Origin of the sequence: Lacipirellula parvula, assembly GCF_009177095.1 — a bacterium.
GTDB classification, from domain to species: Bacteria; Planctomycetota; Planctomycetia; order Pirellulales; family Lacipirellulaceae; genus Lacipirellula; species Lacipirellula parvula.
This window is the reverse complement of sequence record NZ_AP021861.1, coordinates 4,180,061-4,191,740: the sequence shown is the minus strand read 5'-3', so window position 1 is coordinate 4,191,740 and position 11,680 is coordinate 4,180,061. Positions and strand designations below refer to the sequence as shown.

At 63.8% G+C, this 11,680-nt stretch carries 11 protein-coding genes; 10 read left to right on the top strand and 1 reads right to left on the bottom strand.

Annotation, left to right across the window (positions count from 1 at the left end; translation table 11 throughout):
* Positions 1-140 precede the first annotated feature (140 nt).
* The 10 genes from PLANPX_RS28255 (at position 141) to PLANPX_RS16255 (ending at position 9,330) form a co-directional block, all read left to right on the top strand.
* Positions 141-914, top strand: coding sequence for a type II secretion system protein (locus tag PLANPX_RS28255; protein WP_152099755.1), 774 nt, complete (start codon positions 141-143; stop codon positions 912-914).
* Between the two features lie 214 nt (positions 915-1,128).
* The gene (xseA, locus tag PLANPX_RS16295) at positions 1,129-2,364 is read left to right on the top strand and encodes an exodeoxyribonuclease VII large subunit (protein ID WP_152099754.1); all 1,236 of its coding nucleotides are present in this window, start codon (positions 1,129-1,131) and stop codon (positions 2,362-2,364) included.
* Between the two features lie 155 nt (positions 2,365-2,519).
* Positions 2,520-2,879, top strand: coding sequence for an exodeoxyribonuclease VII small subunit (gene xseB, locus PLANPX_RS16290; protein WP_152099753.1), 360 nt, complete (start codon positions 2,520-2,522; stop codon positions 2,877-2,879).
* A 58-nt stretch (positions 2,880-2,937) separates the two neighbouring features.
* The gene (locus tag PLANPX_RS16285) at positions 2,938-3,840 is read left to right on the top strand and encodes a polyprenyl synthetase family protein (RefSeq protein ID WP_152099752.1); all 903 of its coding nucleotides are present in this window, start codon (positions 2,938-2,940) and stop codon (positions 3,838-3,840) included.
* 139 nt (positions 3,841-3,979) lie between these two features.
* Complete coding sequence (dxs, locus tag PLANPX_RS16280) at positions 3,980-5,875, top strand: 1-deoxy-D-xylulose-5-phosphate synthase (RefSeq protein ID WP_152099751.1); 1,896 nt, start codon at positions 3,980-3,982, stop codon at positions 5,873-5,875.
* A gap of 45 nt (positions 5,876-5,920) precedes the next feature.
* On the top strand, positions 5,921-6,301 hold the full coding sequence (locus PLANPX_RS16275; RefSeq protein WP_152099750.1) for a hypothetical protein: 381 nt from the start codon (positions 5,921-5,923) through the stop codon (positions 6,299-6,301).
* Positions 6,302-6,426: 125 nt separating this feature from the next.
* Positions 6,427-7,302, top strand: coding sequence for an NAD(+)/NADH kinase (locus PLANPX_RS16270; RefSeq protein WP_172992110.1), 876 nt, complete (start codon positions 6,427-6,429; stop codon positions 7,300-7,302).
* 256 nt (positions 7,303-7,558) lie between these two features.
* The gene (locus tag PLANPX_RS16265) at positions 7,559-8,530 is read left to right on the top strand and encodes a hypothetical protein (protein WP_152099748.1); all 972 of its coding nucleotides are present in this window, start codon (positions 7,559-7,561) and stop codon (positions 8,528-8,530) included.
* Between the two features lie 155 nt (positions 8,531-8,685).
* The gene (locus tag PLANPX_RS16260; RefSeq protein WP_152099747.1) at positions 8,686-8,871 is read left to right on the top strand and encodes a hypothetical protein; all 186 of its coding nucleotides are present in this window, start codon (positions 8,686-8,688) and stop codon (positions 8,869-8,871) included.
* A gap of 60 nt (positions 8,872-8,931) precedes the next feature.
* The gene (locus PLANPX_RS16255; RefSeq protein ID WP_172992109.1) at positions 8,932-9,330 is read left to right on the top strand and encodes a TM2 domain-containing protein; all 399 of its coding nucleotides are present in this window, start codon (positions 8,932-8,934) and stop codon (positions 9,328-9,330) included.
* 641 nt (positions 9,331-9,971) lie between these two features.
* On the opposite strand, the gene pyk is transcribed toward PLANPX_RS16255, so the two are convergent.
* On the bottom strand, positions 9,972-11,486 hold the full coding sequence (gene pyk, locus PLANPX_RS16250) for a pyruvate kinase (RefSeq protein WP_152099746.1): 1,515 nt from the start codon (positions 11,484-11,486) through the stop codon (positions 9,972-9,974).
* Positions 11,487-11,680 lie beyond the last annotated feature (194 nt).

Below are 11,680 nucleotides of genomic sequence, written 5' to 3'. Positions count from 1 at the left end.
GAGGGAGGGCTGGGGAGGGGGGCTGAAGCTGGTGCCCGCATCAATCACCCCTCCCTAACCCTCCCCCTCAAGGGGAGGGAACCACACATTTGATTGGTTGGTGCGAATCGGCGCCGCAAACCTCGTCGGTAACTCAATCCATGAACTACCGCCGAACTCACCCCGCCGCCCGCCCGGCATTCACCCTCGTCGAACTCCTCGTCGTCATCGCTATCATCGCGATCCTCCTCGGCCTGCTCCTCCCCGCGGTGAGCAACTCCCGCGAGGCCGCGCGGCGGACGCAGTGCCTGAGCAATCTCCGCCAAATGGCCCTCGCCGCCCACATGCACGCCGACCGCCACGCGGGGCGATATCCGATCGCCTACTACACGGCGCAGCGCGACGGCGTCCACTACTCCTACTGTTGGGACCTCACCACGATCAAGCCGCCCGCCGCCGCGGCGTATGTCGTCCCCGGCATTCTGTGGGAGGACGCCGGGCCGCTGGAGATTCAGCAGTGCCCGTCGTTCGACGGCGCCGCGAATTGGGCCATCGATCCCTACACCGGCTACAACTACAACACGAGCTACATCGGTCACGGCGAAAGCGAGAACATTCTCGAGCCCGCGACGCAAAAGTCGATTCAAGCCCCAACCCGCACCGCCATCTTCGGCGACGGCCAGTACGCCGCCGGCGCCAACAAATTCATGCGGGCGCCCTTCGACAGCGAAGGCGACGACACCTTCAACGGCCGCTACGCCGGCACGCAAGGCTACCGGCATCTCGACACGACCTGCGTCGCCTTCTGCGACGGCCACGCCGAAGTCCGCGCTGAACGTTTTACAGAAACAGACGACTACCAAGGAGCCAAGCAAATCGCCACCGGCACCGGTTTCCTCTCGCCTGACAATTCAGTGTACGGCGAACCTGAGTAATACGAATGCATTAACCGCCAAGGACGCCAAGAGCACCAAGGGAATGCAATTCGGAACCGCAGATAAACGTCGATGAACGCAGATAGCAGGGATCTGCATCATCCACTTCATTTGCGTTTATCTGCGTTCATCGGCGGTTCCCCTCCCCCCACTCAATCTGCTACGTTGCCCAGCAACGGACCACTGACAACGGACCACTAACGCCTCGCAAAGCATGCCCCCCGCCCGCCAACAGCCCGACCCCAACGAAATCCTTTCCGTCACGCAGCTCTCCGCGCGGCTGAAGGGGGTGATGGAGGAAAACTTCCCCTCGGTGTGGGTCGCCGGCGAAATCTCCAACTACTCGCAACCGCAGTCGGGCCACTGCTACTTCACGCTCAAGGACGACGGCGCCCAACTCCGCGCCGTCATGTGGCGGAACACCGCGGCCCGTTTAAAACTCGCCCTGCACGACGGCATCGAAGTCGTCTGCCGCGGCCGGCTCGATCTCTACCCGCCGCGCGGCAGCTACCAGCTCGTCGTCGACGAACTTCAACCGAAAGGGATGGGCGCCCTCGAACTCGCCCTCCGCCAGCGCCGCGACAAACTCGCCGCCGAAGGGCTGTTCGACTCGGCCCGCAAGCGGCGCCTGCCGACGTTCCCCCGCCGCATCGGCGTCGTTACCAGCCCCACTGGCGCCGCGATCCGCGACTTCCTGCAGGTGATGCACCGTCGGTGGCGCGGCGTCGAGGTCCTCGTCTTCCCGGCCCGCGTGCAGGGCGACGGCGCCGCAGAGGAAATCGTCGCCGGCATCCGCGCCGCGAATAAGGTGCAGCCGAAGATCGACGTGCTCGTCGTCACCCGCGGCGGCGGCAGTCTCGAAGACCTCTGGTGCTTTAACGAAGAAGCCGTCGTCCGTGCGATCGCCGCGTCGAAGATCCCCACGATCTCCGGCATCGGCCACGAGATCGACGTCACGCTCGCCGACCTCGCTGCCGACGTGCGAGCCCTCACCCCCAGCGAAGCGGCCGAGCGCGTCGTCCCCTCCGCCGCCGACTTGAACGATGCGATCCGCAGTCTCGAACACCGCCTCCGCACCGCACTCACCACCCGCGCGACGCACTACCGGCATCGCCTCGACGCGATCGCCAGCCGCCCGTCGCTCAGCCGGCCGCTCGAAGCAATCCACCTCCGCGGCCGCCGGCTCGACGAACTCGCGCTCCGCCTGCGGGCCGCCTCGCAAACGCTCCTCCGCGATCGCCGCGGCGCCGTCGAAACGATGGCCGCGAAACTCGAAACGCTCAGCCCGCTCGGCGTCCTCGGCCGCGGCTACAGCCTCACCTTCCGCGAAGGCGAGTCGAAGCTGATCACCTCCGCCGAAAAGCTGAAACCAGGCCAACGCCTCGTCACTCGCTTCCAGCAAGGCGCCGTCGTTAGCGTGGTCGACCATGTTGAGCGTGAGAACGACTAAAAATACATTCAACACAGAGAGCACAGAGTTCACAGAGAAAAACAGTAAGTGAAAGGCAGAGTGATGCTCCTTCGGCATTTCTCCGTGTCCTCTGTGCTCTCTGTGTTAAACAGCATTCCGCATTTAAGATATTGAGCCAGACGGAGCGACCAGCAGTGGCCAAGAAGAAACCAGAAGCCGAAGCCGAACAACTCACCTTCGAGCAATCGCTCGCCGAGCTTGAGCAAATCGTCGCCAAGCTCGAGGGGGGCAAGCTCGGCCTCGGCGATTCCCTGGCCGCCTACGAGCAAGGGGTCAGCCGGCTCAACGGCTGTTACCAGCTCCTCCGCCATGCCGAGCGTCGGATCGAACTCGTCCAGTCGCTCGACGCCGAGGGCCGGGCCAAGACGGTCCCCCTCGACGACGCCGATGATGAGGATTTATCCGAGAAATCGGCCTCCCGCAGCCGCCGGCGGACCGCCCGGCCGGCCGGATCGGACGCCGCCCGCGTGGACGATGAGGCCAGTTTGTTCTAGCATGGCGGCTTGCCGGGAGCGCGAGGAAGCCTCCCCCGTGACCTGCTGCTCGACGCCCATGGCCGCCGCTCCCACCTCAGATTCTCCCCCGCTCGACGCCCAGCGTAGCGAGCAGATCGAAACCGCGCTCCGCCGTTGGGCGCAGTTCGACGCCAATTGCCCTGCCCAACTCGGCGAGGCGATCCGTTACAGTCTGCTCGCCCCGGGCAAGCGGCTGCGGCCGCACCTGGTGCTGCTCGCCGCCGAAGCCTGCGGTGGCGCGGCCGCCGTCGAACAGGCCCTTCCCGCCGCCGTCGCGGTCGAAATGATCCACGCCTATTCGCTGGTTCACGACGACCTGCCGGCGATGGACGACGACGACCTCCGCCGCGGCCGCCCCACCTGCCACAAGCAATTCGACGAGGCGACCGCCATCCTGGTCGGCGATGCCCTCCTTACCCGGGCGTTCGAGGTGCTGGCCACCGGTATCCAGCCCGGCGAACGGGCCGCCCGCTGCTGTGCCCTGCTCGCCAAAGCCGCCGGGCCCGAGGCCCTCGTCGGCGGCCAGGCCGACGATTTGGCGGCCGAATTTCGTCACATCGGCCTCGAACGACTACAATCAATTCATCGGCGGAAGACCGGCGCCTTGTTCCGCGCCTCGCTGGAACTCGGCGCCGTCGCCGCCGACGGTTCCGCAGAGCAGCGGCAAGCTTTGGTCCTCTTCGGCGAAAAACTGGGACACGCGTTCCAAATCGTCGACGACCTGCTCGACGTCAGCGGCAACGAAGCGAACGTCGGCAAGCGGATCGGCAAAGATCGGCATCGTGGCAAGGTGACGTACCCCTCCCTGCTCGGCGTCGAACCAAGCCGCCGCCGTGCCGCGGAACTCATCGAAGAAGCGTGTCAGGCAATCGATTCATTCGGAGCGGCGGCGCAGCCGCTTCGCGAACTGGCGGAATTCGTGGGGCGTAGGAGCCGTTGATGACAACGCTGCCTGAGCGAGAAACTCTCTTGTGGGAGGCGTCTCCGACGCCGATTTCGTTCACAACCACAAGCCGTCGTGGTTTCACCAAGTCGCTTCGGGGTCAGAAACCCCTCCCACAGACTTTGCAGGCAAAGCCATGACAACGCTGCTGGAAACGATTCGCGACCCGGCCGATCTCCGCGGAATGACCCTTCCGCAACTTGAGCAACTCGCCGGCGAAATCCGCGAGGTCCTCTGCGGGCTGATCGCCTGCCGCAGCGCGCACTTCGCCTCAAACCTTGGCGTCGTGGAACTTGCCATCAGTCTCCACCAGGCGTTCGACTTTAAACGCGACCGCCTGATTTGGGATACCGGCCACCAGATTTACCCCCACAAGCTCCTCACCGGCCGCTACGAACAGTTCCAGTCGATGCGCACCAAGGGGGGCCTCATGGGCTACCCCAACCCGGCCGAGAGCGAGTACGACCTGTTCATGACGGGCCACGCTGGGGCGAGCGTCTCGACCGCGCTCGGCCTCGCCAGCGGCGACGCCTTCCTCCGCCCGGAAGAGAACCGACACACGGTCGCGGTGATCGGCGACGGCGCCTTCCCCTCCGGCGTCGTGTTCGAAGCCCTCAACAACGGCCGCCGGCAAAGCAAGAAGCTGCTGGTGATTCTCAACGACAACCGGATGTCGATCTGCCCGCCGGTCGGCAGTGTCTCCGACTATCTCGATCGCCTCCGCATGAATCCTGCCTATGCGGGGCTCAAGGGCGAGATCGCCAAGATGCTCAACCGTGTGCCGCTCCTCGGCGATCCGGCCGAGCGGTTCCTGGTGCAGCTGAAGGAAGCCGCGAAGGCGGGCCTCAGCGGCGGGATGATGTTCGAAGACATGGGCTTCCGCTACATCGGCCCCATCGACGGCCACAACATCGGCCTGCTCCGCAAATACTTCAAGATGGTGCAGCGGATCGACGGGCCGGTGCTGCTCCACGTCGTCACCGAGAAGGGCCACGGCTTCCACCCGGCCGCCGCGGATCCTGTCACCTACCACGCGCCGCCGCAGTTTGAACGGCAGCAAGACAAATACGTCATCGCGAAGAAGGGCCCCGCGGCGCCCGCGTACACGAACGTCGCCTCGCAGGCGATCTTCGACCAAATGCGCGCGAACCCGAAGGTCACGGTCCTTACCGCCGCGATGTGCCAAGGGAATAAGCTCGAAAAGGTCCGCGAGGAATTCCCCGACCGCTTTTTCGACACCGGTATTTGCGAAGCCCACACCGTCGCGTTCGCCGCCGGCCAAGCAAAGGTCGGCATGCGGCCGATCGTCGACATCTACAGCACGTTCCTGCAGCGGGCCTACGATCACATCTTCCAGGAAGTCGCCCTGCAGAACCTGCCGGTCACGTTCATGCTCGATCGCGGCGGCCTCGCCGGCCCCGACGGCCCGACCCATCACGGCGTCTTCGACTTCGGCTACATGCGGGTCTTCCCGAACATGGTCCTCATGGCCCCCGGCGACGCGGCCGACCTGCCGGCGATGCTCGACTTCGCGCTGAAGTTCGACGGCCCCTGCAGCCTCCGCTACCCGAAGGCCAGCGCCGTCACGATCGAACGCGAACAGGCGCCGATCGAACTCGGCCGCAGCGAAACGATCCGCACCGGCGCCGACGGCTGCATCGTCGTTTGCGGCGCCCTGGTCCGCCGCGCCCTCGAAGCGAGCGATCGCCTCCGCGCGGAAGGCCTCGATGTCGGCGTCATCAACGCCCGCTTCCTCAAGCCGCTTGATACCGAAGCGATCGTCGGCGCCATCCGCGACCTGCCGTGGGTCGTCACGATGGAAGAAGCGACGCTCATGGGCGGTTTCGGCAGCGCGGTCCTCGAAGCCGCCGCCGACGCCGGCGTCGACGCCAGCCGCGTCCGCCGCCTCGGCATCCCCGACCACTACGTCGAACACGGCGAACGCGACGAACTGCTGGCCGACCTCAGCATGGACGTCCCCGGCATCGTCGCCACCTGCCAACGCCTGGCCGCGGGCATCCCCATGCGTTAGTCACGCGTCCCAATTGCTTCGCAATCCGGTAGGTAAATACCGCGCATGAAGCTTTCTGTGTGTTCAATAACTGCTAATCGCACATTTGTAAAAGCCCTACGCCGACAGTCTCAGGCGATCGCCGATCTTCAGAAGCGTTTTGAAGAAATGCGTGTGGATCCCTGCCCGCACGAGATTTTGTTGCTGGCTTTCGTGGATCGGGACGAAAGTTGGCTGCAAATTGTCTCGGGCGATCAGGAGGTATTCTTAGTCCACGTTGGGTACGACTTCCGCAGCCGATACCCAGTCGAAGATGATGTACTCGTTATCCAGTTGCTGGAAGAAAAAATTACGCAGATGATCGATGTGTGTGGGGCTTCGGCTGAGTCTCGGAAGCGATTGCGAGATTTGGTCGAGCAATGGACGACAGAAATGGTCGTACCGTAGAGGTCTACGGGGGCGGGGGCTCTGCTTCTTCTCTTTCTTTGCGTCCTCGTCGTGCCCTTACTGCCTTCGTGGTTCAATTCATCCCGGGCTACCTCCCCCAATCTCCCAACGCTATGCTCTGCGGTATGACCGCACCAGCATCATCGAAATCCCCCCGCCGCCTCCGCGCCATCCTCCTCGTCGACGGCAGCCGCCAGGCCCTCGCCGATCAGGCCGCGAACCTCCGTTCGATCATCGAACGTCACCTCGACGTCGCCGCCTCGCTCGACAACTTTCACGACCCCTTCCCCGAAGTCGACGCCGACCTGGTGGTCGTCTTCGGCGGCGACGGCTCGATCCTTCGCGCCGCGCGGCAAATGGGCTTCACCCAGCTGCCAGTCCTCGGCGTCAACCTCGGCCGCCTCGGCTTCCTCGCCGAAATCCAGCCCGAAGACCTCGACGAAATCCTGCCGCAGATCGTCGCCGGCCAGTATCGGGTCGTGAAGCACCTCATGTTCGAGTGCAGCGTCCATCGCAGCGGCCATGAAGAATCTCGCACCCTCGGCCTCAACGAAGCCGTAGTGCTAGCAGGCCCGTCGTTCTCGATGGTCGAGATCCAACTGTTCGTCGACGACCACCTCGCGACCACCTACAGCTGCGACGGCCTGATCGTCAGCACCCCCGTCGGCTCGACCGCCTACAACCTCGCAGCAGGCGGCCCGATCATGGAAAAAAGCCTGCAAACGCTGGTCGTTTCGCCGATCTGCCCCCACACGCTCACCAACCGCCCGGTCATCGACTCGGCCGACCACGTCTACGAACTCGCCGTCCCCAAGCCGAACGAGGGGACGACGTTGCTGGTCGATGGCAAGCCAATCGGCCAGGTCTTGGCGGACGACCGCATTCGAATCGAGCGCTCCAGCGCAGAATTCCAGTTGATCGAAGTCCGCGGACGTGGATACTACCGGACGCTGCGAGAGAAACTCGGCTGGGGCGGACGCCTCAAGCTGAAGGAGTCGTAGCGGCTCAGCGTCCCCTAGCCCCGGCTTCGGGTGCCACTGGCGTGTCGCCAGTGAGAGGCGTTCGTTGGTTTCAATTCGGTCGATCGCAAAACAGGCTCGTCTGGCCTGACGCGACAATTCAAACGTTAACAAGGGTGGATGCACCGCCCCGCAGGCAGAAAAAAACACTGGCGACACGCCAGTGGCACCCATACAAGAAAACGGTCCTAGGATTCGGACCAAATCGAACTATCAAACCCGCATGGAGGCGTGGTCGATGAACACCTACCTAGCTCGCACGAGCTGTTACGTCGCTCTGTTGTTCTCTTCATTCGCGCCGTTGGCCCTCGCCGCCGAAACCGCGGCAACGACGTCGACCCCCGCTCCGGCTGCCGCCGCAGCCACCGCCAGCGGCGAAAAGTATCTCCTCCGCTACAAGTTCGCCATGGGCGAAGAGCTCCGCTACGACGTGAAGCTGGTGAGCAAGCTCCGCAACAACCAAGACGGACGGAGCGAGGAAGTCGAAACCGAAACTGAATCAGTCAAGTCGTGGAAGGTGACCGACGTCCTCCCTAACGGCGAAATGCAATTCATGCACGTCGTCGAGTGGGTGAAGATGTCGAATCAATCGCCCGGCTTGCCGCCGAACAAGTTCGACAGCCGCACGAACGACCCCGTGCCGACGGGCTTCCAGACGGCGGCTCGCGCCATCGGGATTCCGCTGTCGGTGCTCCGCATCGCTCCGGACGGCAAAGTGACGTTCCGCGAACAGAAGCATCCGCAGCAAAAACCTCAGGAAGACATGCCGATCACGCTCGGGCTGCCGGAAGCGGAAATCGCCGTCGGCGAAAAGTGGAGCCACCCCTACAACGTCACTGTCCTGCGCAAGGGGGGCGCCAGCCTGCAAATCCAAACCCGCCGCATCTGCAAACTACGCGACGTGAAGAACGGCGTCGCCGTCATCGACGTCGAGTACCAGATCCTCACGCCGGTCGATTCGTACGCCCGCTCGCAGCTCGTCGACCGACTCACCGACGGCACGGTCCGCTTCGACGTCGCCAAGGGCCGCATCATCGCCCAGGAGCACAACGTCGATAAGCGCATCCTCGGCCACAGCAGTAAGGCGAGCAGCCTGCACTTCGTTTCGAAGCTCCAAGAACGGCTGCTGCCGAGCGAAGTAAAGGAAGTGAAGAGCGAGGTCCAACAAGCGTCGGCGGTGATCGAGACGAAGCCCGCGGCGAAGAAGTAGTCGCCACTTGCAAGTTTCTGTGGGAGGCGTCTCCGACGCCGATTCCGCTCGCCAATACAAACCGTTGCGGTGGCTCAATGCCGCTTCGGGGTCAGAGACCCCTCCCACAATCACGCACAACTCAGTCTCGTCCCCTCAAGCAGAACGAGAATCGCATGCTTTTGGCAGAAGTCGACGTCGTCGAAACGGTCGTCCATTCAGGCATCACCTTCGGCACAGCCATCGCCATTGTCTGCTCCTGGCAGCGCAATAAGTCGATTTTGCTGGCGATCGTGGCCGGATTTTTCAGCTGGTTTTACGTCGTATACTTTGCCTTGACGCGTCGGCCGGACGAGAAGTAGCGCCCGACGCTCCCGCCCGCCTCATCCCACGCCCGACCAAACGCCGCGCGAGCCTTGCCGATGAGTTCCCAAACGCTCAAGTACTGCCCGACCTGCGGCGCGCAAATCGCCGCGAACTCGCAGATGTGCCCCAAGTGCGGCGCCATTCAACCGACCTATCTGGGCGAGGCGACGCGCTCGGTCGGCAAGCTGCAAGTCGATCCGGCGATTCGCGACGCGGCGTCGAAGAAGATCACCGCCGGCATCTGCGGCATCATGCTTGGTTCGTTTGGCATCCACAAGTTCGTGCTGGGCTTGAACACGGCCGGCATCATCATGGCCGCCACGACGATCTGCACCTGCGGCATCGGCTCGGTGATTATGGGAACGATCGGCTTCATCGAGGGAATCATCTACCTCACGAAGTCCGACGACGATTTCTACGAGACGTACATCGTCGAAAAGAAGTCCTGGTTCTAACTCGCCGCCAGGAATCCCCCCCGCACGGAATCTCCTCTCGCCCTTCGGACTGGTCGCTTAAGCGACCAGTCCAATGCGGCTTCCATCCCCAGCGACGCCGCCTCTTCGCATGGCTCCCGGGTGGCCGAAAATCGCCACTCAGCGCCCCGCCGCGCATCTGCTAACGTGAACTCACCAAGGCGATGCTGCGCGCCGACCGCTCTTTGACATCCCGCTCAGTCCAACCGCAGGGCGCAATCTCCAACGACGTGGGAGGCGTCTCCGACGCCGATTCCGCGTCCCATGCCAACGACGCACGAAGCGTCGCCAGCCAGCTTGATGTCGCCCCAAATGCGACATCTAAAAAGCGACATGAAGCGTAACGTACCGCTCTGCAACGATTTACAGAGCGTCGCTTCTGTCGCCTAAAATCGCATTTCGCTCGCGAAGCGATGCGACATCTATGATGACTTGGAGATTGTGGCTCCCTCCCCCTTGAGGGGAGGGCTGGGGAGGGGGTAGATCGCTGGTACCAGCTTCAATCACCCCTCCCTAACCCTCCCCATCAAGGGGAGGGAACCTCAAGGTTGAGGTGTCTGTGAGGCTTCCACAGCTTGCTGTTGAACAAGCTTCTTAAAGACGCCAGACATCGTGCGGTGCAGCTAAGCTTTCGCTTCCGTCGTCGCGTCCTTCGCCGGCACGCCTTCGACCTCGTGCACAATCACAATGTCATGCACGCCAGTCGCGTTCGGGTTGTCCGGGCCCGCGGCCAAGTGCGAGCCGCCGACGATGATGAGGCGATCTCCCTTCGCGGCCAGCCCGGCGTCGCAGGCCCAGTCGTCGGCATGGCGAATCAGCTGCTCCACGTTGGTTGCCGGCGCCCCGCGCAGCGGCGTCACGCCCCAGTAGAGGCACATCTTCCGCAGCGTCGTTTCGCTCGTGCTGACGCCGATCGTCGGCACAAAACTCCGCTGCTGCGACAGCCCCAGCGCCGTCCGGCCTGAGTGGCTGGCGACGACCACCAGCTTGGCGCCAAGCGAGTGAGCCATGGTGCCTGCCCCGCGAACGACCGCGCGAGTGATCTCCTGCAAGTTATCGGCCCGCGGCCGCGTCATCTCGCGCGGCGGCCGGCCCGCCATGCTTTCCTCGGTGACCTGCGCGATGCGGTTCATCATCTCGACCGCTTCCCGCGAGAACTTGCCGATCGCCGTCTCGCCCGAAAGCATGCACGCATCGGCGCCGTCGAGAATCGCATTGGCCACGTCGGTTGCTTCGGCCCGCGTCGGCCGGGGCGAATCGTGCATGCTGTCGAGCATCTGCGTGGCGATGATCGACGGCTTCTGCAGTTCCTGGCAGACGCGAACGATGCGCTTTTGCTCTACTGGCACGCGGGCGACGTCGATCTCGACGCCCAGATCGCCGCGGGCCACCATGACGCCATCCGCTTCGGCGACGATCTCTTCGAGCCGCAGCAATGCTTCACGCTTCTCGATCTTCGCGATGACGCCTGCCTTCGAACTGCTCGAACGCACGATGTCCTTCAGCGTCCGCACTTCGTCCGGCGACCGCACGAAGCTAAGGCTGATGTAATCGACGCCGGCCTTCGCCGCCCAAATGGCATGCTGATAATCCTCGACGCTGATGGCCGGAGCGCTTAGCTTCACATCAGGCAGGTTGATTCCCTGCCGGCTGCGGATCGTGCCGCGCTGCACCACCGAGGTCCGCACGCGGCCCGGTTTTACCTCTTCGACTTTCATGCTCACCGTGCCGTCGGCGAGCATCACGATATCGCCGACCGAGAGTTCTTCGAGCAGCGGTTCGTAGGTGGCGGTCAGTTCGTTCGGCGCCTTCGATTCGTCGTCGACAAAGAAGAACTCGTCGCCCAGGCGGCAAAAGATGCTTTCGCCCGGAATCTCGCCGAGGCGGATCTTCGGGCCGCCGAGGTCGGCGAGGATCGCGAGCGGCTGATTGAGATCGCGGCTCACTTGCCGAATGCGATCAACGAAGACCTGCTGCTGCTCCGGCCCGCCGTGGGCCATGTTCAGGCGGAAGACGTCGGCGCCGGCGAGTACGAGTCCAGTGAGTTGCTCGACTTCGCCGCAGGCGGGGCCGACGGTGGCCACGATCTTCGTGCGGGCCCATTGAGCGCGGGGGGCTGAGAGCGGATTTCCGTCCATGGCGTGTTTCAGCGACCCGCGGGGGTCGTGCGGCGGGGAGAGGGGGGAAGGTGAATTGGCGTGTATTGTGCCTACTGGACGGCGGAATGGGAATACGGTCAACTCACCCCATCGCCCCGCTGCGGAGGGCCGTACGCAGCCTTTTCTTCCATCCGCACGTCCACTCCGGCGACCCGCAATGGGCCGTCCTACAC